At 41.0% G+C, this 19,944-nt stretch carries 20 protein-coding genes; 12 read left to right on the top strand and 8 right to left on the bottom strand.

Features of this window, described 5'->3' with window-relative positions:
- Nucleotides 1-64: 64 nt before the first annotated feature.
- From AC570H_RS02340 to AC570H_RS02320, 5 genes are all read right to left on the bottom strand, one after another.
- Nucleotides 65-1,012 (bottom strand): glycosyltransferase family 2 protein, encoded by a 948-nt coding sequence (locus AC570H_RS02340; protein WP_497351314.1) that lies wholly within the window; start codon nucleotides 1,010-1,012, stop codon nucleotides 65-67.
- Between the two features lie 138 nt (nucleotides 1,013-1,150).
- Complete coding sequence (locus AC570H_RS02335) at nucleotides 1,151-1,741, bottom strand: DUF4199 domain-containing protein (RefSeq protein ID WP_497351312.1); 591 nt, start codon at nucleotides 1,739-1,741, stop codon at nucleotides 1,151-1,153.
- A gap of 16 nt (nucleotides 1,742-1,757) precedes the next feature.
- Nucleotides 1,758-2,432, bottom strand: a complete 675-nt coding sequence (locus AC570H_RS02330; RefSeq protein WP_497351310.1) for a hypothetical protein — start codon at nucleotides 2,430-2,432, stop codon at nucleotides 1,758-1,760.
- A complete protein-coding gene (locus AC570H_RS02325; RefSeq protein ID WP_497351308.1) occupies nucleotides 2,425-3,687 on the bottom strand; it encodes a dihydroorotase in 1,263 nt (420 codons plus the stop codon). The genes AC570H_RS02330 and AC570H_RS02325 overlap by 8 nt, the downstream gene beginning before the upstream one ends.
- 40 nt (nucleotides 3,688-3,727) lie before the next feature.
- The gene (locus AC570H_RS02320) at nucleotides 3,728-5,776 is read right to left on the bottom strand and encodes a BatA domain-containing protein (protein ID WP_497351306.1); all 2,049 of its coding nucleotides are present in this window, start codon (nucleotides 5,774-5,776) and stop codon (nucleotides 3,728-3,730) included.
- Nucleotides 5,777-5,960: 184 nt separating this feature from the next.
- On the opposite strand from AC570H_RS02320, the gene AC570H_RS02315 reads away from it, so the two are divergent.
- On the top strand, nucleotides 5,961-6,431 hold the full coding sequence (locus AC570H_RS02315) for an Lrp/AsnC family transcriptional regulator (RefSeq protein ID WP_497351304.1): 471 nt from the start codon (nucleotides 5,961-5,963) through the stop codon (nucleotides 6,429-6,431).
- 7 nt (nucleotides 6,432-6,438) lie between these two features.
- Nucleotides 6,439-7,413: an EamA family transporter gene (locus AC570H_RS02310; protein ID WP_497351302.1), complete on the top strand. Its 975-nt coding sequence runs from the start codon at nucleotides 6,439-6,441 to the stop codon at nucleotides 7,411-7,413.
- Between the two features lie 5 nt (nucleotides 7,414-7,418).
- Here the strand turns inward: AC570H_RS02310 and AC570H_RS02305 are convergent, their stop codons facing one another.
- Nucleotides 7,419-8,246 carry a TlpA family protein disulfide reductase gene (locus AC570H_RS02305; protein ID WP_497351300.1) on the bottom strand — a complete coding sequence of 276 codons (828 nt, stop codon included), beginning with the start codon at nucleotides 8,244-8,246 and terminating at the stop codon, nucleotides 7,419-7,421.
- Between the two features lie 90 nt (nucleotides 8,247-8,336).
- A complete protein-coding gene (locus AC570H_RS02300) occupies nucleotides 8,337-9,914 on the bottom strand; it encodes a L,D-transpeptidase family protein (protein WP_497351298.1) in 1,578 nt (525 codons plus the stop codon).
- Between the two features lie 275 nt (nucleotides 9,915-10,189).
- Between AC570H_RS02300 and hisG the strand changes: the two genes are divergently transcribed.
- The 10 genes from hisG to AC570H_RS02250 all read left to right on the top strand — a co-directional run bounded on the left by hisG (nucleotide 10,190) and on the right by AC570H_RS02250 (nucleotide 19,253).
- Nucleotides 10,190-11,041: an ATP phosphoribosyltransferase gene (gene hisG / locus AC570H_RS02295; RefSeq protein WP_497351296.1), complete on the top strand. Its 852-nt coding sequence runs from the start codon at nucleotides 10,190-10,192 to the stop codon at nucleotides 11,039-11,041.
- 69 nt (nucleotides 11,042-11,110) lie between these two features.
- Nucleotides 11,111-12,400: a histidinol dehydrogenase gene (gene hisD / locus AC570H_RS02290; protein ID WP_497351294.1), complete on the top strand. Its 1,290-nt coding sequence runs from the start codon at nucleotides 11,111-11,113 to the stop codon at nucleotides 12,398-12,400.
- Nucleotides 12,401-12,542: 142 nt separating this feature from the next.
- Nucleotides 12,543-13,586: a histidinol-phosphate transaminase gene (gene hisC / locus AC570H_RS02285; RefSeq protein WP_497351292.1), complete on the top strand. Its 1,044-nt coding sequence runs from the start codon at nucleotides 12,543-12,545 to the stop codon at nucleotides 13,584-13,586.
- Between the two features lie 82 nt (nucleotides 13,587-13,668).
- Complete coding sequence (gene hisB, locus AC570H_RS02280; protein ID WP_497351290.1) at nucleotides 13,669-14,802, top strand: bifunctional histidinol-phosphatase/imidazoleglycerol-phosphate dehydratase HisB; 1,134 nt, start codon at nucleotides 13,669-13,671, stop codon at nucleotides 14,800-14,802.
- Between the two features lie 171 nt (nucleotides 14,803-14,973).
- On the top strand, nucleotides 14,974-15,567 hold the full coding sequence (hisH, locus tag AC570H_RS02275) for an imidazole glycerol phosphate synthase subunit HisH (RefSeq protein WP_497351288.1): 594 nt from the start codon (nucleotides 14,974-14,976) through the stop codon (nucleotides 15,565-15,567).
- A 1-nt stretch (nucleotide 15,568) separates the two neighbouring features.
- Complete coding sequence (gene hisA / locus AC570H_RS02270; protein ID WP_497351286.1) at nucleotides 15,569-16,318, top strand: 1-(5-phosphoribosyl)-5-[(5-phosphoribosylamino)methylideneamino]imidazole-4-carboxamide isomerase; 750 nt, start codon at nucleotides 15,569-15,571, stop codon at nucleotides 16,316-16,318.
- Between the two features lie 49 nt (nucleotides 16,319-16,367).
- Nucleotides 16,368-16,592: a hypothetical protein gene (locus tag AC570H_RS02265; protein ID WP_497351284.1), complete on the top strand. Its 225-nt coding sequence runs from the start codon at nucleotides 16,368-16,370 to the stop codon at nucleotides 16,590-16,592.
- A 4-nt stretch (nucleotides 16,593-16,596) separates the two neighbouring features.
- Nucleotides 16,597-17,391, top strand: a complete 795-nt coding sequence (hisF, locus tag AC570H_RS02260) for an imidazole glycerol phosphate synthase subunit HisF (protein WP_497351282.1) — start codon at nucleotides 16,597-16,599, stop codon at nucleotides 17,389-17,391.
- Nucleotides 17,392-17,646: 255 nt separating this feature from the next.
- Complete coding sequence (gene hisIE, locus AC570H_RS02255) at nucleotides 17,647-18,249, top strand: bifunctional phosphoribosyl-AMP cyclohydrolase/phosphoribosyl-ATP diphosphatase HisIE (protein ID WP_497354891.1); 603 nt, start codon at nucleotides 17,647-17,649, stop codon at nucleotides 18,247-18,249.
- A gap of 104 nt (nucleotides 18,250-18,353) precedes the next feature.
- Nucleotides 18,354-19,253: a WD40 repeat domain-containing protein gene (locus AC570H_RS02250; RefSeq protein WP_497351280.1), complete on the top strand. Its 900-nt coding sequence runs from the start codon at nucleotides 18,354-18,356 to the stop codon at nucleotides 19,251-19,253.
- On the opposite strand, the gene AC570H_RS02245 is transcribed toward AC570H_RS02250, so the two are convergent.
- Nucleotides 19,243-19,929, bottom strand: coding sequence for a carboxypeptidase-like regulatory domain-containing protein (locus tag AC570H_RS02245; RefSeq protein ID WP_497351278.1), 687 nt, complete (start codon nucleotides 19,927-19,929; stop codon nucleotides 19,243-19,245). The genes AC570H_RS02250 and AC570H_RS02245 overlap by 11 nt on opposite strands.
- Nucleotides 19,930-19,944 lie beyond the last annotated feature (15 nt).

The following is a 19,944-nucleotide window of genomic DNA, read 5'->3' as shown; positions in this document are numbered from 1 at the left end:
AGGTGGAAGGTAGAAGGAAGAAGGTTTATGGCGTCGATTTACCTTACGCCCTAAACCCTATGCCTTAAAGCTCCTTTTCAATTAAGTACTGGTTTCTTTCTGGTGCGTTGCGTGACAACAATTCTGCAATAAAACCTGCTAAAAACATTTGTGAACCGACAATAATAGCCACAAGAGACAGGTAAAATAACGGTTGTTCCGTTACATCTCGATAAGGCAAATTCTTCCAAATCAATATTTTTTTCTCCAAAAGAATATAAACGGCCATTACCATCCCTAAAAAGAAGCTCAATACGCCCAAGGAGCCGAAAAAGTGCATTGGTCTTTTGCCAAACTTGCCCACAAAAAAGATAGACAGCAAGTCGAGGAAACCATTTACAAAGCGGCTTAAGCCAAACTTGGTTACACCATATTTTCTGGCCCTGTGTTCTACCACCTGCTCGCCAATTTTGCTAAAACCTGCCCATTTGGCAATAACCGGAATATAACGGTGCATTTCGCCATAAACCTCGATGGTTTTGATCACATCTTTACGGTAGGCTTTTAGGCCACAGTTAAAATCGTTGAGGTGGATGCCACTCATTTTGCGGGTAGCCGCGTTAAAGAGTTTGGTAGGGATGGTTTTGGTAATGGGATCGTAGCGTTTCTTTTTCCAGCCAGAAATGATATCGAAGTTTTCTTCTTTAATTCTCCTGTACAGTTCTGGTATTTCATCTGGACTATCTTGCAAGTCGGCATCCATAGTGATGATTACATCGCCCTGCGCCGCTTCAAAACCTACATTTAATGCTGCAGATTTGCCGTAATTCCTTCTGAACTTAATGCCTTTTACACTGCCAAAGCTTTCTTTAAGCTGCGTAATTACAGCCCAAGAAGTGTCCTTGCTGCCATCGTCTACAAAAATCGCTTCATAAGAGAAGTTATTTTCGATCATTACCTTATCTATCCAAGCGATAAGCTCAGGCAAGGATTCTTCTTCGTTATAGAGTGGAATTACTATTGATATATCCATTAATTTAGTATCAAGTAGCGAGTATCAAGTATCAAGCAACGATTTGCCTATGACTGCATACGCTTAAAAAACAACGTGCAAATTTCATCAAATTAAATGACAAAACCTGCACGTTACATTAACTTCTGTTATTTAGTTTTATTGTGGATCTGAATCTTCAACTTGTTGACCCGCCCATGGATTAGGGTTACTTCTTTTAAAAATCAAAGCAAAAATCAAAGCACCTATAAAATAGAAAACAGCTGTTATACCAAAGCCTACAACTGCTTGACTAAATGTTGGATTAAATTGACTTTCCAATCTTTTCTCTGTTTCTGCTCTTGCTTCAGCAATTTTAGCATCATCTAGTCCAAAAGTCTTATACATTTCTTCCGTTTTGCTCATTGTCAACTCCTTCATTTTCACTGTATAAGTTGGGTCTATAACTTTTCCGAAGAAGAGCGTAAACGCGTAAATGATTAAAGTAGACATGATAAACATTACAAAAATACTCCAAAGAGCTTCACCAAACGTCCAATAGCCTCCTGCCTTTTTTCTCATATCAAGGCAGAAAAATATAGCTAGCGAAATTCCAACTACAAAAGTAAGTCCCACATAGATATAAGAACTCATCAAATCTGGCATTATATACCAAGTTACAAGGAATATTATGATGCTGATAATACCCCAAATTGCACCATTCTTTAAGGCCTCCCTCTTTAGGTTAACCGTAGTTTTTGTTGCTTCCATTAGATTTAGTTTTGGTTTAGTTATTTTTATTAAAGTTAGCAATTAAGCTGTAGACTGCAACATCATAACTTTTGTTACTGCTAAACTTCAATAATTCGCCTTGTACGTTCTCTCCGCCGTTCGGATGCAAGAAAAACGTCATGAAAGGCACAAATAATTCTTCCATTTCTTCTTTCAGGTCTATTGTTTTGGCATTTTTGCAAATATCCTCTACGCTGCTTTCGGCCAATTGCTGGTTGCTGATCAAATCTTCATAGATGTGGAATTCATCCTGGAATTCATCTTCATCAACCAATAAGAATTCTTTTAAGAAATCATCCAGCTCTGGCTTGATTTCCTCATCATGGCATTCGTTAATGTACAACAACAGGTTCAGCAATTCGGTGCCACGGTCTATCGTTTCTTCCTCAATGGCTTCCCATTCTTTCGATTCGAGGTAGTTTTCTTCCAACTTATTTACATCGCTTGTAAAGAAATTGATCATCAGGGTATCGAAATACACTTCGCGCAATTCCTCAAAAGCAGGATTGTCATCAAAAACCTCATCAAATTGGGCAACTTTATCCAAAAAGTTAATATCCAATGCAAAAACCTCAGTCAGTTTTTGTTCTACTTCTTTTGTGGAAATTCCTTTTGCAGCACCAAATGCGTCTAAAGAGACCGCTAATGCTTTTTCGATTTTGTTATTCATAAGTTTCGAATTGTTTGTTGTTGTACACCAATTGTACTTTTCCTTTTAGTGTTTTGCCCAATAAGGGTGAATTGATCGCTTTTGAACGGTTGTTATTTACATTGTACTCCCACTCCTGTTGCGGCTGGTACACGACGAAATTGGCTTTGCTTCCTTTGGCAATTACCGGAACTTCGAGCTTTAACAGCTTACGTGGATTGATAGCCAATTTCTCTACAATAAGATTGGCATCTAAACCGGCCTGTACCAACAAAGGCAATACCGTTTGCAGGGCAATGATACCGTACGAAGCGATTTCGAACTCTACGTCCTTAGATTCTATTTCATGCGGGCGGTGCTGAGAAGTAATGGCATCGATGGTTCCGTCTTTCAGTCCGGCAATTAAGGCTTTATTATCAGCTTTGCTTCTTAAAGGAGGTTTTACCTTATAGTTGCTGTCAAAATCGTTCAATAAGTCTTCGGTAAACACCAGTTGATGGGCCGCTACATCGCAAGTAACCTTAACGCCGTCTTTTTTGGCTCTTTTGATCAGCGCTACGGAGCCTGCAGTAGAAATCTGGCTGATATGGATCGGTGCATTATGGTAGGTCGCCAAATAAATATCGCGTGCAATTTGCATTTCTTCGGCCAATGCCGGAATGCCTTTCATGCCCAAAAGCACATTGTTCTTGCTTTCGTTTACCTGGGCTTTGCCAGCAATGGATTTGTTTTCTGGATAAACCATTAACAAACCTTCAAAACCTAAGGCATATTGCAGGGCACGGCTCATGAAACCATCGTCTGTAATTGCCTTGCTTCCATCGGAAAAAGCAACCGCACCGGCATTTTTCATATCGAAAAGCTCGGCTAGTTCTTTGCCTTCCAAGTTGTGGCTAATGGCACCTATCGGGAAAACATCTACCAAATTGTTTTTAGCCCTGTTTAGGATGTATTCTATCTCTCCTTTCGATTGTACCACGGGTTTGGTGGTAGGCAATACGGCAATGCCGGTAAACCCACCAGCTTTGGCTGCTGCCGTTCCGCTTTGCAGATCTTCCTTGGTTTCAAGGCCAGGATCTCCAATCATACAATTAAGGTCAAAAAAACCAGGCGAAAGTATAGCGCCCTTGGCCTCTACCACAGTTTCGTTTTTCAAAGGCGATAGCTGTTTTTCGATAGCGGCAATTTTTCCGTCTTCAACGCGTACATCACAGTTTTGCTGGTTAAACTCGCTGTTAGGATCGGCAATGGTGATTCCCTTTACTAAGAGGTTCATGAATTTATATGTTATTGATTAGCTTATATTAATATTTGTATCAATGAGCTTGCAAGCTCGGTTTTTGAGTATGATAAAATCGGACCAATAAAATTTCAATGGCTAAGAAAACCAGGCTCAAAATTAGGCAAAGTTTCCATAACTCGGTTCCATTATTTTTTGAAGAAACAGCCGAGGCAATGCTATCAGACCTTGGATCCAAAAACGCAACCTGCTGTTTTCCAAATAGTTCTTTTACAGCCGAAGCTGAGCTATAGTGCATATCCGATTCTGTCCGGTTATCGTTAAAAGCAATTACTGCCAAGGTCGAATCAGCCTTTTTAAGTTCGTAGTAACCTGCTTTTTTAACCTGATCGGCTACATACAGCAAGGTTTTGCCATTGGTTTGGCGCAGTTCGGGAATGACCTCGAAATTATCGGCCACCAATTTAAGTGTTTCGTTCGCCCCCAAGGCTATTTTTTGGCTTTCGAGCATATTGTCTCGCCCTGCGGTATAATAAATAGGCTGCTCTTTGGCACTTGCAAAAGCTATTTTATACATCAGGGGTACAAAAACGGGGTGCTTGGCCAAGTTGCCATCTTCGTTGTCCAAACCGGTAGCCACTAAATAAGCCTGTCCGTTGCCGATTGGATAACGTGCAAAAAACAATTTTCCGGCTGGCAGCGTCAACAGATCTTCTTTGTTGCTCTGGTTGCGTTCTATAAAATTAAAATAACGATTGACCTGAGGCAAATCGATGTTTTGGGGCAAGGTTTCGAATACACCCTTAAACAAAGGGTGCTTGAGTTCGATGTGGCTAACCTTGGTGGCACTTGTGTTGACATCGGCTACTGCCGGAAGGTTTAGCGCGGTTAAAAAAGATGAATATATATTCTTCTCTGTCTTCACATTAGGAAAAATAACTACCGATCCACCATTGTCAATATAAGTTTTGAGCTCCTGGGCCAATCCGCTAGAAGGATTATCCAAGTCGTTAAGCACAATTAAGCTGTAATTGGATAAGGTCGAATAATTGATATTGGACTCTGGCATTTCGGTGAGCTGAAAATAAGGATCTGCACTAAACAATGCCTTGATGTATTTTTCTGCGCTTTGTCCGTTAATGCCCAACACCTTTTGGCTGGCATTGACCTTGAAACTGAAATTCAGCTGGTCATCGAAAGTTAATGGAAAATCCTTGATGCTTATCGCTCCCTTTTGCCAGCCCAAGCCCAGGCCGCTATAGGCCAAAGTATCAGTTTGGGTTTTTCCTGCAGAGATATTTACACTACTAATGGCTTTTTGTTGCTGATTGATGTTCAGCTTAATCGGAATATTTTTGGCATCTTCATCGCCATAGTTATGCAGCTGCACCACCAGTTTTTCTGTGGCACCAGCCTGATGGGTTGGCGAGAGCAACCAAGCACTATCAACTGCTACATTGGGCAGGGCATTTGAATTGAGCTTGATGAGCGAGACATTGGTATTTGCATTGGTTTTAATGGGTTGGCTACCGGCAAAACCAATCTGAAAATCGGATATGATATAGGCAAAGCGATTGCTCGCTCCAGTAAAAACGCTTTGTTGGCGATTGATTACCTGTTGCAAAGCCCGGCTTGCCGAAGAGATTCTCACTTCATCAACAGCTTGGATCAGTTCATCGGCATTGAGCAAACGCTGATGTTTGCCTTCAAAATCGTTGGTGAGCAACTGAAAACGATCATTGAGCTGAAAAGCCTTTACAATTTCCTTCGCCTTGCGCTTGGCTTCGTCTAAAAGGCTACCCTCTTTGTTTACCGCCTCCATACTGTAAGAATTGTCGATATAGATACTTACAATATTTCCCTTGCTTTGGTCTATCTTACTACCTGAGGGCAAAAACGGACGGGCAAAAGCGAAAACCAAGAACACAATGGCCAAAATGCGGCAACAAAGGATAAGCAGATTTTTAAGTTTTTCCCTGGATGATTGTTGCTCTTTGATCTCTTTTAAAAATGCAACATTGCTGAAATAGACTTTTTTAAATTTCCTGAAATTGAATAAATGGATAATGACCGGAATAGCGACCGTTAAAAGTGCAAAAAGAAAGCCCGGATAAAGGAAATTCATTAAAAACCAAAGATAGAAAAATTATGGAGATTACTAAACCAGTAATTGAAAACTTACTCAGTTTGTATACAAACTTAATCACAACTCAAAAAATCAAATCAAAACAGAATAAAAAACATTTATTACAAATAAATTATGAATATTATTCTTTTTAATATTAAATTTACTGAACTAAAATCAGAATATGAACTTAGATAAGATAGACCTTTCTATTTTGAGATTGATGCAGGAGAACTCGCGGATATCGAATGTAGACATGGCCAAAGAATTAGAAATGGCACCCTCGGCAGTGCTGGAGCGGGTAAAAAAACTAGAGCAGCGAAAAGTAATTACGCAGTACACTACAAAAATAGATCCGGCATCTATAGACATGAGTTTATTAGCTTTCATTTCTATGAAAACTTCGAATACCGTAGGCTGTACCACTACCGCTGAAGAACTTTCGAAGATAAAAGAAGTGCAGGAAGTCCACATTATTGCCGGCGAAGACTGCTACCTGGTAAAAGTAAGAACCAAAGATTCGGCTTCCTTAATGGCACTCATGCGCGACGAGTTTAGCAAAATATCGAACATCCTTTCGGTTCGCACCACCATTGTGCTCGAAACCGTAAAAGAAGACCAACAATTAATCATCCCAGAAATTAACATTAAATAACACAATTATGGCAAACGTAAAAAAAACAGCCCCCCTATTTATCGTCTATCTAGCCTTTGCCATTGTTTACATTGTGTGGGGCTCAACTTATTTCTTCATTCAAAAAGCATTGGCCGGCTTTCCACCATTTATATTGGGCTCTTTCAGGTTTATCTTGGCCGGATTGCTCCTTATCACCTGGTGCAAGCTCACAGGACAGCAGATTTTTAACAAACGCCTAATCAAACATGCAGCTGTTGCGGGCATCCTGATGCTGGGCATAGGCAATGGCATTGTGATTTGGGTAGAACAGTTCATTCCGAGTGGCTTGGTGGCTATTATGGTAGCATCGGCAGCCATCTGGTTCGTCATCTTAGACAAGCCGAAATGGAAAGAGAATTTCGGAAGCACTTCTACCGTTGCGGGACTTATTGTTGGTTTTATTGGTGTAATCCTTTTATTTGGCGAACAATTGATCCAGATTTTGAGCACCAGCCAAAGTCCAACCCAAATTGCAGGAATTATACTTTTAGTATTAGGTCCGGTAGCTTGGGCAGCTGGCTCGCTTTATTCTAAACACAAATCTAATCCTGATGATTCTGTTTCGGTAGGTACTGCCTGGCAAATGCTCGCCGCTGGTATCGCATTTATTCCAGGTGGTTTATTTACAGGCGAGTTCAAGAAATTTAACTGGACAACCATTCCCTTAGATGCCTGGCTTTCGATAGGCTACCTGGTGCTGTTTGGCTCTATTGCCGCCTTTAGCGCTTATGTTTGGTTGCTGAAAGTACGTCCGGCTACACAAGTGAGTACCTATGCCTACGTAAATCCGGTAGTGGCTGTACTGCTGAGCCTTTGCTTTACCGATGAGAAAATCAGCTTATTACAAATTCTCGGCCTAGTGGTTATTTTAGGAAGCGTTTTGCTCATTAACCTGAGCAAGTACAGAAAAAGCAAAAATACCACATCAAACCTAAAGCCCGCGTTAACAGATAAAGGCTAGAATGCTTAGTTTTTGCCGATTTCTCGAGCGAGCAAATCGGCAATTGCAGTTTCTTCGTTTACCACATTAACCAATAAGCCCTCTTTATCAATTAAAAAATGGGTAGGATAGGCATTTACGCGAAGCTGTTCGGCCATGTAATGCTCTTGATTGGGAACCGTAGCATAATCAAACTTGGTTTTAGCCAAAAATGCTTGCAACTCGGGTTTCGAATCTATAGCGAGGCTGACAAACAAAATATCGTTCCGATCCTTATACTTTTCAACCAGCTCGTTAAGCGCCGGCATTTCTTGTACACAAGCTACACAGCCGATAAACCAACACTTAAACAATACAATTTTACCTTTGGTATTGGCCGAAGTATACAGCTTGCCGTTGATGTCCTTAAAACTAAAGACTGGAATTGCTTTGCCTTTCATGTCGGTGTATTTCAATTCATCGGCAGCAAATTGCCTCATATAGGCACCTATGTTCGGATCGGTACCTTTTGGAATCCTAGCCAACTGATAATGTGGACGAGAATCATCTGACCCCAGTAATAAAGGAAAATAAAGCTCCGATTTCATTAGCTTTAAGAAATCGTCTTTGGCGATAACTTTACCACTTAAATCATGTGGTACAAAGTTTTCATAAAACTTGATATATCTAGTGTAATAGTTCCAGAATCCATTGAAATCTAATGGAACTTTGGCAGCGACAAAAGTAGGCTTCGTCGCAATCGCCGTGTCTATTTTCTTTTTCTCAGCAACCTGTTCTTTACGTTCAGGAGATTGACAAGCCCCTAAAAAACCGAGGAACAATACAGATAAAATTAAGCCATTTTTAATATTCATAAAGACATGCAACAGATTAGGAACGACTAATATCATCATTTAATCCGTAATTCTGTTAAGCGCTTAGGGTTTAGCTTATCTGCAAAACGCCTACATGTATTTTTTAATGGCCTGCCATAATGTTTCATCATAATCATAAACATCTGGCCTAAACTGAACCTTGCCATTTTCGGCCCAAGCGGTGAAATAACCGATTACAACCGCCACATTTTTACGCGTGGCAAACCAGCTCGGCTTTAACTGAAACACATTCAGGGTATCTGCCCTCTTCGCCTGGCGCTTTTGGAATTGTTTCATTCTGTTCGAATCTACCGGTGGCAGATTGACTTCCATGCGCAACTGATCGTATTGGTATTTGTCCCTCACCATTAACTGGGCAAACTGCAATGGTTTTTCTATACGCACACAGCCATGGCTAATTGCCCTATTGGCCAATTTAAAGCCATTTTTATTATTGGTATCGTGCAGGTATATGCTTGAGCTGTTGTCAAAAATAAACTTGAACTTGCCTAAGGCATTGCCTTCGCCAGAACCCTGCTTAAATTGAAACGGCAGTTTTTCTCTTGAATATTTATTCCATTGGATGGTATCCGGATCACTTACCGGCTTACCCTTAAAATAGACTTTAATGTTGTTGTTCGAAAGGTAATAAGGATCTCTGATGGCCTGCCAGTAGATTTCGCTCTGCGCAATACTTACCGGAATATTCCAGATAGGGTTTACCTGTATCGAATTAAATACGCTCACCAATTGCGGTGTTTCGTGGTTTTTAGGCTTGTCGTCTAAGTTTTTTGATTTAAGATAGACTTTCATCTTATCTAAATAGCCTTCTTCACGCTTTCCGCCAACGCAAACATTCATGTGCGCCAAGGTATCCTGTTGCTTAAACCAGGTCAATGAAAAATCTGGAATATTAACGAGCACCACCTCATCGGTCTTAATCGGCATTTGCCAGCGCATGCGTTCCATATTGATCTTTATGGCTTTAATAGCCGGATCTTCATCCGTACCTAAGCTATCTCGATAAAACGCCAAGGCCTTTTTCAGGTCCAAGTAGCTTTTAGAGGTCTGCTGTGCATTTTTAAGTGTGGCAACCAGGTCAGTGGTATTCAACATCGAATCGAGCTTGAGGCTATCAGGGCGCTTATTGGAAATGTAGTAGCGATTAAAAAACTTTCTAGGATTGATGCTGCCGTATTTGGTAAACGTGCTGTACTTTAAAAGGGCATCGGCCGATTTGATCTCCAGATCGGCGATTACCGGATAAACCTCGTCAATTTGCTTAAAGCTATTGCTACCTAAGGTTTTCAGCAAGGCTTCTAATTCGTTTATCCTGAATATTTCTGGATTGAAGCCATCGGCTTTGCTTCTTTGAATATAGTTTCTTAAAGAATCAAGCCCACCGTTTACATAGAAATGGGTTACCAGCAAAGGCTTATTCTCGTTGTGCTTATAGTAGCCCTTGATTACTTTTGGATTGGACAATTTACTGCTCAGTTCGTCCATTTTTTGGGTAAATACCGAATCGTAGGCAAGCGTGTCGAACTTGTTGTAAAGTTTATTATCGAAATGTTTGGCCAAAACAGTTGCGATCTCCGGCTTGGTGCCAAACCAGCCACAAGAGCTCAAAAACAAACATACGGCAACAAATAGGAGCGTTTTTTTCAATTTTTTGTAAGATTTAGTGTGTCATTCGGCCTAAGGGCTTGGCAGTTACACGGCAAATAAAATGCCATATTTTTTTGATTTTACATTTACAAGGTTATATTTGCAACATCTTCTGACCAAAATTACGGAAAGAAAGTTATATATGATCCAAGTTTTAAACCATTGTGCACATTTACACCATCATCGCCATTGCGGCGATAGATAGATAAATGTTTTGTACGCAAAACGGTTTTTAACAATAGACTCAATATTTCTTATTCCTAATTTTATACCAAGTGAAAACACTTAAAATTGCTATCCAAAAATCGGGTAGGTTAAACGAAAAGTCAGTAGAAATCCTTAAAAATTGTGGTTTAAATTTCGAAAACTACAAAAGTTCCCTTATCTCAACCGTTACCAATTTCCCATTAGAAATCTTATTTCTAAGAGATGACGATATTCCGGAATATGTTCAAGATGGCATAGCCGATTTGGGCATTGTTGGCGAAAATGTAATTGTAGAAGCAGGTGCCGATGTTTGCTATTTGCAGAAGCTTGGCTTTGGCAAATGTACCTTAAAAATTGCTGTCCAAAGCACGAGCAACATCACCGAATTGGCCGAGTTAAACGGCAAGGCAATTGCCACTTCCTATCCGGTTATCCTCGAAAAATACCTGAAAGAAAACAACGTCGAAGCGCAGATCAGAAACATCTCTGGCTCGGTAGAAATTGGTCCGGGCTTAGGCTTGAGCGATGCCATTTTCGACATCGTTTCTACTGGCGGAACTTTGAAGAATAACGGACTAAAACCTTTCAAAGATGTGATGAGTTCGGAGGCTGTTCTCATCTGCAATAAAGACATCGAGTTCAATGCCGAGGTGAAAGAATTGGTGCAAAGAATTCAATCGGTGCTAAGGGCAAAAGCCACCAAATATGTGGTGCTCAACGTAAGCAAAGAAAACCTGCAGGCGGTAGTCGATCTATTGCCAGGCGTAAAAAGTCCTACCGTTGTGCCATTGTTCGAAGAAGGCTGGGTAGCTGTTCATTCAGTAATTGCCGAGCAGGATTTTTGGGAAAAGATCAACAGCTTAAAGGCGGCTGGCGCACAGGGCATCGTTGTAATGCCAATTGAGAAAATTATTACGTAATTTCAATATTTTCGACTCAAAATAGCATAAAAACATATTAACTAATAGTTAAATCAAAAACATAAGAAATTGAAAATCTATAGTTATAGAGATTTATCTCAACAAAAAATAGAAGAAATTTGTTCAAGACAGCTTACTGACGATAATTTAGTTGAAACGCGCGTAAAGGACATCATTTCTACTGTAATAACTGAAGGCGATCCTGCCCTATTTGCCTTTGCATCGCAGTTTGACCAAGTGCAGCTTGCACAACTTTTCATCGGCAAGGAAGAGCTTGAAGCTTTGGCCAAAGCTATTCCTCAAACCGTAAAAAACGCCATTGATGTAGCTTATCAAAATATCTATAAATTTCATGAGGCGCAGTTAAAAAGCGAAGCAAAAATAGAGACCATGCCTGGCGTAAATTGCTGGCGGGAAGCTCGTGCTATTGAACGTGTCGGCCTTTATATTCCCGGCGGGACAGCCGTATTGCCAAGCACTTTTTTAATGCTGGGCATCCCTGCAAAAATTGCCGGATGCAACGAAATTATTGTTTGCTCTCCCCCACAAAACGACGGCAAGGTGAACACCTATTTAGCCTACGTGGCAACGCTCTTGGGCATCGAAAAAATCTACCTCGTGGGCGGCGCGCAAGCCGTAGCGGCCATGGCTTATGGAACGGCAAGTATTCCAAAAGTGAGCAAGATTTTTGGACCTGGAAACCGCTATGTTACCGAGGCTAAAAAACAGGTGCAAAATAGAGTGGCCATCGATATGCCTGCGGGTCCGTCAGAGGTTTTAGTCATTGCTGATGAAACAGCCAATCCGAGTTTTGTAGCAGCCGATTTATTGGCACAAGCCGAACACGGAACAGACAGCCAAGCCATATTGGTGAGCACTTCGCAACAAATGATTGCAGCAACGCTTGAGGCTATTGAACAACAGCTAACAGAACTGCCTCGACGCGACATTGCAACTCAAGCCATTGCCAATTCTTATGCGGTTTATGCAACAGATTTAGCAGAAGCCATGGCCTTTAGCAATACCTATGCGCCGGAGCATTTGATTTTGGCCACCGAGCATTTCGAAGCGCTTATTCCATTGATCAGCAATGCGGGCTCAGTGTTTTTGGGCAACTTAACTCCTGAGAGTGCGGGCGACTATGCCTCGGGCACCAACCATACCTTACCTACAAGTGGTTTTGCCAAAGCTTTCTCCGGCGTTTCGGTTGATACTTTTTTAAAGAAAATCACCTTTCAGCACCTGAGCAAACAGGGTTTGGAAAACATCGGCCAAACTGTAGAGGATCTGGCTGAAGCAGAAGGATTGCAGGCCCATAAAAATGCGATTACGATAAGAAGGATTAGAGAACAAGGATAAAGGAACAAGAATAAAGGAGCAAAGACAAAGGATAAAGGATAAAAGAACAAAGACAAAAAATTAGAGGAAAGTATTTAGCAATGTAGTTTAGGCGCATTGCCTCATCTTTGCTCCTTGTTCTTTTACCTCAAAAATATAAACAATGGACATTAAAGACTTACAGAGAGAAAATATAAAAACATTACGTCCTTATTCTACAGCAAGGGACGAATTTAAGGGCCAAGCAAGCGTGTTTCTAGACGCCAACGAAAACAGCTTTGGTTCTCCCCTGCCTGCTAATTACAATCGGTATCCTGATCCTTTGCAGTTGGATTTGAAAGATGCCATCAGCAAAATCAAAGGCGTTCCCATCGAAAATACATTTCTGGGCAATGGCAGCGATGAAGCCATCGACTTGTTGTTTAGGGCGTTTTGCAATCCAGGCAAAGACAATGTGATCATCTTGCCGCCAACCTATGGCATGTACGAGGTTTCGGCCAACATCAACGATGTAGAAGTAAGAAAAGTAAACCTATTGCCTAATTTCCAACTGGATTTAGAGAAAATAGCAGAAACCATAGATGCCAATACCAAAATTATCTTTATCTGCTCGCCCAACAATCCTACCGGCAATTCGATCAACAGAACCGATATCGAAACCATTTTGGCCAATTTTAAGGGATTGGTAGTGATTGATGAGGCTTACATCAACTTTGCCAAGCAAAAGACTTTTATCCAAGAGTTAACCGAATATGTAAACCTAGTGGTGTTGCAAACTTTTTCGAAAGCCTGGGGCTTAGCGGCCTTGCGCTTGGGCATGGCTTTTTCTTCACGTCCGGTTATCGATATTTTGAATAAGGTAAAACCTCCTTACAACATCAATCAGGCTACACAGGATTTGGCTTTAGCCGCTTTGGAAAATATCCAGCAGGTAAACGAATGGATTAAAATTACAGTAGCCGAAAGGGAAAGATTAAGCGCCCAACTGGCCAAAATCCCTATGGTGAAGCAAGTTTACCCATCGGACGCCAACTTTATATTGGCAGCAATAGAAAATGCCGTCGACGTTTACAATGCGCTGGTAGACCAAGGCATTATTGTACGCGATCGCTCGAAGGTTACGCTTTGTGAAGGCTGTTTACGAATCACCATCGGCACTGCCACAGAAAACGACCAATTGATTAGCCTATTGAGAAAAATGAATTAATGAAGGAATAATAGAATGAAGGAATGCCGGCTGACAGGCAGCTAATTCATTACTCAAAATTCAATCATTCAAAATTAAACTTATGAAAAAAGTATTATTTATAGACCGCGATGGCACTTTAGCCATAGAACCCGAAGACGAACAGGTAGACAGCTTTGCCAAGTTGCAGTTCTATCCAAAAGCACTGTATTACCTTTCTAAAATTGCCAATGAGCTCGATTTTGAATTGGTAATGGTTACCAACCAGGATGGCTTGGGCACTACCTCGCACCCTGAAGAAAATTTTTGGCCTATCCATAATTTCCTGATCAATACTTTTGCTGGCGAAGGTGTAGTATTTAGCGATGTGGTTATCGATAGGACCTTTGCCAAAGACAATGCGCCAACCCGCAAACCAGGCACGGCATTGTTGGGAAAATATTTGGGCGGGGGTTACGACCTCCAGAACTCCTTTGTTATTGGCGACAGGCTCAATGATGTAATCTTAGCTAAAAACCTTGGTGCAAAAGCTATTTTCTTACGTCAGAACGATAATTTAGGCATCAATGAAGGTATGGACAAGCTCGAAAGTCTAGCAGCTATCATTTGTCTGGAAACCAAAAACTGGGAAGACATCTATACCTTTTTAAGGGCTGGAACTAGAAAAGTATCCCACCGACGCAAAACCAACGAAACAGACATTAGCATTGAGCTCGATTTGGATGGTACGGGCAAGGCGAACATTAAAACCGGCTTGAATTTCTTCGATCACATGCTTGATCAGATTGCCCGACATGGCAGCATGAACCTGGAAATAATTGCCAAAGGCGACTTGCATATCGACGAGCATCATACCATTGAAGATACCGGAATTGCTTTGGGCGAAGCTTTTGCACAAGCTTTGGGCAATAAACTGGGGATTGAGCGTTATGGATTCTGCTTGCCAATGGACGATTGCCTAGCCCAGGTAGCCATTGATTTTGGCGGGCGCAACTGGATTGTTTGGGAGGCCGATTTTAAACGCGAAAAAGTGGGCGATATGCCAACCGAAATGTTTTTTCATTTTTTCAAATCTTTTAGCGACGCAGCCAAATGCAATTTGAACATCAAAGCCGAAGGCGGCAACGAACACCATAAAATAGAAGCAATTTTTAAGGCTTTTGCTAAGGCAATTAAAGTAGCCGTTAAACGCGACGCCGAAAAATTGGTCTTACCAAGTACCAAGGGATTATTGTAAGATGAAGTTGTTCAATTGTCTAATTGTTAAATTGCTAAATGTAAACTGGCAATCAGAAATTACTGACTAAGACCTAATTGAAAGAGATTGCTTCGCAGGCTCGCAATGGCTATGAACCATAGACAAATCACTACTGACTAACAACTGGCAACTGAAAACTGACAACTAAAAATGATTGGAATAATCAACTACGGAGCAGGCAATATCTTTTCGCTTACTGCAGCGCTAGAAAGGCAAAACATCGCCTATGGCATGGTAAACAACGAAGCCGAGCTCGAAAAATACAGCCACATTATCATCCCAGGTGTTGGCCATGCAGGTGCAGCGATGCACAAATTGGAACAAACGGGCATGGTGGAAGCGATCAAGGCATTGCAGAAACCTGTACTGGGCATTTGCGTGGGCATGCAGCTGCTAACTTCGCATTCTGAAGAGGGCAATGCCAATCTACTGGATATCATTCCTTTAGGAACGAAACTTTTCAACAAAAATTTGGGCATTAAAATCCCACACATGGGCTGGAATACCGTAGATTTTAAAAACAATTTATTATTTGAGAATGTTCCTAGTGGAACACAGTTTTACTTCGTACATTCTTATTTTATTGAATATAACCCTACTTTTGATATCGCCTCTGTTAATTATGGAAATAAATTTTCGGCTGCCATACAAAAAGACAACTTCTTTGGTGTTCAGTTTCACCCCGAAAAATCGGGCGAAGCAGGTGAGCGCCTATTAAAAAACTTCTCAAACTTAAGATCCTAGTATGTACATTATCCCAGCAATCGATATTTTAGACGGAAAGGTTGTCCGCTTACGCGAAGGCGACTACAACCAAAAAACAGAATATGAGGTTTCTATTGAAGAAATGATAGAGCGTTACCGTTCAAACGGCACGGATTTCATCCACATTATCGATTTAAATGGTGCCAAAGGTGATTTCAGCAATCAAAAAGCATTGTTCAGCATCATCAAAAAAACCGAGATGCGCGTACAATACGGTGGTGGCATCAGAACCATAGAACAGGTAACCAATCTGCTCGATGCCGGCATCCACCGGGTAATTGTAGGTACACAAGCGGTAAGCAACCCTGATTTTCTGCCAAATTTAAGTGCAGCTTTTGCAAAGAAAGACGATTACGCCAATCGCATCGTCATTGCCATCGATGTATTAGACGAGGTAATCAAATATTCGGGCTGGATGGAAAGCTCGCCAATCAAATTGATGGATTATGTTGACAAATGCCTACAATTGGGCTTTTTCAGGTTCCTGTGCACCGACATCAACAAAGACGGCAAATTGGGTGGCGCTGCAGTAGACCTGTACAAAAAGCTGTTAGACCACTCCCCTTTTATTAAACTGATTGCCTCAGGCGGTGTAAGTTCTATGGACGACATTAAAGAATTGGCCCAACTTGATATCAGAAGTGTAGTAGTAGGCAAAGCGATTTATGAAGGCCATATCTCCATCGAAGAAATCAAAGAATGGAATTTAAAGGCATTGAGCTCAATTTAGTCGTCATTGCGAGGAACGAAGCAATCTAATTACGATAAAATCCTAATCAATGAAATTCATCAACCTGCTAACAATAGGCATCTTTATCACTCTTTCGGGCATGGCGATGTGCTTATGGGGAATCCACATGTTTACTTATAGGGGAGATTACACAAAACTCATGTCGGTAACTGGAGAATACTCGTTTTTTCTTTGCAGCCCTACCCTTCTTCTTGGTCTAGTTCTGGCAGGTGTTGGCATAGGAAGAAGAAAAAAACCTTCTATTAAACAATAATACTTTGAACGAGCAATTCACAAATATTCCTTCAGTGGGCGGGGGGTTAACTAAGAGAATAATTCCATGCCTTGATGTAAAGGATGGACGCACAGTAAAGGGTGTCAATTTTGTCGACCTTCGTGATGCTGGTGATCCTGTTGAACTGGCAGCACAATATGCCAAGCAAGGTGCCGACGAATTGGTTTTTCTAGACATTACGGCTACGCATGAAAGGCGAAAAACCATGATCGAAATGGTAAAATCTGTAGCCAGACAATTGAACATTCCATTTACCATAGGCGGTGGCATAAGCGAAATTGCCGATGCAGAAGCCTTGCTCAATGCCGGTGCAGATAAAATCAGCATCAACTCTGCTGCAGTGCGAAATCCGCAGCTGATTGAAGACCTGGCCAAAGCTTTTGGGGTTCAGTTTGTGGTTTTAGCTGTAGACACCAAGCATTTTGAGGGCAAAAACAGGGTACATTTAAACGGTGGCCGATTGATTACCGACCTCGAAACAGAAGACTGGATTAAAAGGGCCGAGAACTTAGGTGCTGGAGAGATTTTATTGACTTCAATGGACCATGATGGCACCAAACAAGGCTTCGACTGCGAGTTATTAGGCAAAATCAACCAAATGATCAATATCCCAATCATTGCTTCGGGCGGTGCAGGAAAAACCGAACATTTTACAGAAGTTTTTCAAAAAGCGGGCGTAGATGCGGCACTGGCAGCTTCGGTTTTCCATTATGGAGAGATTTTGATCCCAGATTTGAAACAAGAACTAAAAAAACACCATATTCCAGTAAGAATCTAAACCATGAGAAAAACGTTTGATGACTTGACTTATGCTGAAATTTTACGTGCATTGCAGCAATTCAGGAAAGTTCATCAGATTGAGATCATAGAGGAGATTTTTATTGCAGAAGCTGATATTATACTTTGTAGCTATCAAAACAAGCGGTTTAATGTTAAATTTGATCTCGCTTATGGTCCTGTTTTGGAAGCTGTAGATGAAATTGACCGCACTGAACTCAAGAAACTGGAAGCATTAATTGTATTAGAAAATAAAATGACAATCGATATCAATTCACTTGACTGGGAAAAAACAAATGGATTAATTCCGGTGGTGATCCAAGATGAGCAAACATTGGAAGTGCTGATGTTGGGCTATATGAATGCCGAAGCCTTGGCAAAAACACAGGCAGAAGGCAAGGTTACCTTCTTTTCGCGTACTAAAAACCGCTTGTGGACCAAGGGCGAAGAAAGTGGCAATTTTCTTTTCGTCAAATCCATTGATACCGATTGCGACAAAGACACCTTACTGATTAAAGCAAGTCCGGTTGGACCAACCTGCCACACGGGAAGCCGCAGCTGTTTCAATACAACTTACAATCAAAACTTTATTTTTGAGTTAGAAAGCATCATCAAAGATCGGTTTGAAAACCCAACTGAAGAATCTTATGTGAACAAGCTTCGTCAAAAAGGCCTCAACAAGATTGCACAAAAAGTAGGTGAAGAAGGTGTAGAAACCGTAATAGCCGCATTAAACGAAACAGATGAAGATTTTGTAAACGAAGCTTCCGATTTGGTATTCCACCTCTTGGTTTTGTTAAAAGCTAAAGGAAAAACGCTAGAGGATATTGCGGTTAACCTAGAGAAAAGACATAAATAGGTTAAAGGTTTAAAGTTAAAAGTTTTATATGTTTCACTTTCCATCTTGAACTTTGAACCCTGAACTTTCTACTTTGAACTTTCAACCCAGAACTCAAAACTAAAATGCTCAAACACCTCCGCAACCTTTCTGGTCACCAAAATCCGGTATATGCTTTATCCAATTCGGGTAAGGAAGGAATATTTTTTAGTGCAGGAAATGATAAGGGCGTGGTAGAATGGTCGCTAGAAAAACTGGCTTTTATCATGGTGAAGATGCCGGTGCAAAGCTCGGTTTATTGTATGCACTACTATAACGACCAATTGTTTATTGGCGAAAGAAGCGGTGCATTTAGCGTGTTCGATTTTGAAAAACAGGAAGTTGTTGCACGCATTAATGCCCATACCAAGCCCATTTTCAATATCCAAACCGTAAAAAGCAAAAATGAATTGCTCACCACAGGCGAAGATGGATCTGTTGCCGTTTGGTCGTTAGCTGCATTTAAAGAAATTTATCGTTTTCAGGTAGCAAAAGATACCGTTAGAGCCATTGCCATTTCACCCAACCAAACCGAAGTAGCCTTTGCCTGCAAAGATGGCTTGATCCGGATTTATAATTTAACAGATTACAGTCCCAAGCAAGAGCTGGACGGCCATACCCTACCAGTAACTTCGCTGGCTTATCATCCGGAAGGAAAATACCTGATTACCGGTGGCCGTGATGCCCAATTGCGTATTTGGAGTTTGCCCAACTATGAACTGAAACAAACCATTCCTGCCCATCTATTTGCCATCTACGATATTATTTTCCACCCCAAGTTTCCATATTTTGCCACGGGAAGCCAAGATAAGAGTATTAAACTTTGGGATGCCGAAAACTTTAAGCTCTACAAAATCCTAAATATAGACAAAGCCGGCATTGGCCATACGCATTCGATCAATAAAATCATTTGGTCTAAAACCGGCGAGCACCTCATCTCAACGGGCGACGATAAAAAGATTATGGTTTGGGATTTTAATGACTAATAAAAGGACTTCTGATCAAATTCCAGATGCGTTTGAAGAAAGGGCGTCTAACGCTAACCACTACAGCACCCAGTGTTAAACCCTTCTCACTATAAACCATTTCTAATTCAAGTTCATGTTTATTCAATTCAGGTGTTATTTCTAGCTGTTTTGTTTCATAAGCAAGACAACTAAACTCCAATAATAGTTTCTTATCTGAATTGGCTTTTACCTGAAGCGTAAACTTGCCATCGGCATCGGTACTGCCCGATACACTACTATTTTTTAAACGTATGCTTACGCCAGGCAAAGGAAGTTTATCCTCTCTAGCAGTAATTCGACCGGTTATTGTAATTAGACTATCTGATGGTTTTAAATTTTCTTTGACTTTTGACTCCTTAGGATTATTGTTTTCGTGTATTGCAGAATCGTTTTTCACAAAAGTATTCGAAAAAGCATTTGAACTTGTAAACAAAGCCAAGCAAGAAGCCAACAAAATTTTAGCGCTAAAATTCCAACCCGAACGCTGTATTTCTTCTGGCTGAAAGTAATCTAATTGTTTTTGCGAAAGATGGCCACATACACGTCCGTTATTGTTATTAAACCAATCTTGCAACTGATCTGTGCTCCAGCTTCTAAAATCGATCACTTCTTTCTCACAAGAGCTACAATAGCGCCCTTTTTCAGATGGGCTCATACTTGCCCAGGTTTG

This window comes from Pedobacter sp. B4419, from assembly GCF_059693725.1.
Note: the sequence above shows the minus strand (reverse complement) of the source record. Positions and strands in the feature narration are given on the sequence as shown.

Bases quoted from the DNA above. Each gene is read 5' to 3' on its own strand.
- AC570H_RS02315 (WP_497351304.1), top strand. From the start codon at position 5,961: ATGAACTTAGATAAGATAGACCTTTCTATTTTGAGATTGATGCAGGAG.
- hisH (WP_497351288.1), top strand. From the start codon at position 14,974: ATGATTGGAATAATCAACTACGGAGCAGGCAATATCTTTTCGCTTACT.
- AC570H_RS02325 (WP_497351308.1), bottom strand. From the start codon at position 3,687: ATGAACCTCTTAGTAAAGGGAATCACCATTGCCGATCCTAACAGCGAG.
- AC570H_RS02310 (WP_497351302.1), top strand. From the start codon at position 6,439: ATGGCAAACGTAAAAAAAACAGCCCCCCTATTTATCGTCTATCTAGCC.
- hisC (WP_497351292.1), top strand. From the start codon at position 12,543: ATGGACATTAAAGACTTACAGAGAGAAAATATAAAAACATTACGTCCT.
- hisB (WP_497351290.1), top strand. From the start codon at position 13,669: ATGAAAAAAGTATTATTTATAGACCGCGATGGCACTTTAGCCATAGAA.
- AC570H_RS02245 (WP_497351278.1), bottom strand. From the start codon at position 19,929: ATGAGCCCATCTGAAAAAGGGCGCTATTGTAGCTCTTGTGAGAAAGAA.
- AC570H_RS02250 (WP_497351280.1), top strand. From the start codon at position 18,354: ATGCTCAAACACCTCCGCAACCTTTCTGGTCACCAAAATCCGGTATAT.
- AC570H_RS02265 (WP_497351284.1), top strand. From the start codon at position 16,368: ATGAAATTCATCAACCTGCTAACAATAGGCATCTTTATCACTCTTTCG.
- hisIE (WP_497354891.1), top strand. From the start codon at position 17,647: ATGACAATCGATATCAATTCACTTGACTGGGAAAAAACAAATGGATTA.
- AC570H_RS02305 (WP_497351300.1), bottom strand. From the start codon at position 8,246: ATGAATATTAAAAATGGCTTAATTTTATCTGTATTGTTCCTCGGTTTT.
- AC570H_RS02335 (WP_497351312.1), bottom strand. From the start codon at position 1,741: ATGGAAGCAACAAAAACTACGGTTAACCTAAAGAGGGAGGCCTTAAAG.
- AC570H_RS02330 (WP_497351310.1), bottom strand. From the start codon at position 2,432: ATGAATAACAAAATCGAAAAAGCATTAGCGGTCTCTTTAGACGCATTT.
- AC570H_RS02340 (WP_497351314.1), bottom strand. From the start codon at position 1,012: ATGGATATATCAATAGTAATTCCACTCTATAACGAAGAAGAATCCTTG.
- AC570H_RS02320 (WP_497351306.1), bottom strand. From the start codon at position 5,776: ATGAATTTCCTTTATCCGGGCTTTCTTTTTGCACTTTTAACGGTCGCT.
- hisA (WP_497351286.1), top strand. From the start codon at position 15,569: ATGTACATTATCCCAGCAATCGATATTTTAGACGGAAAGGTTGTCCGC.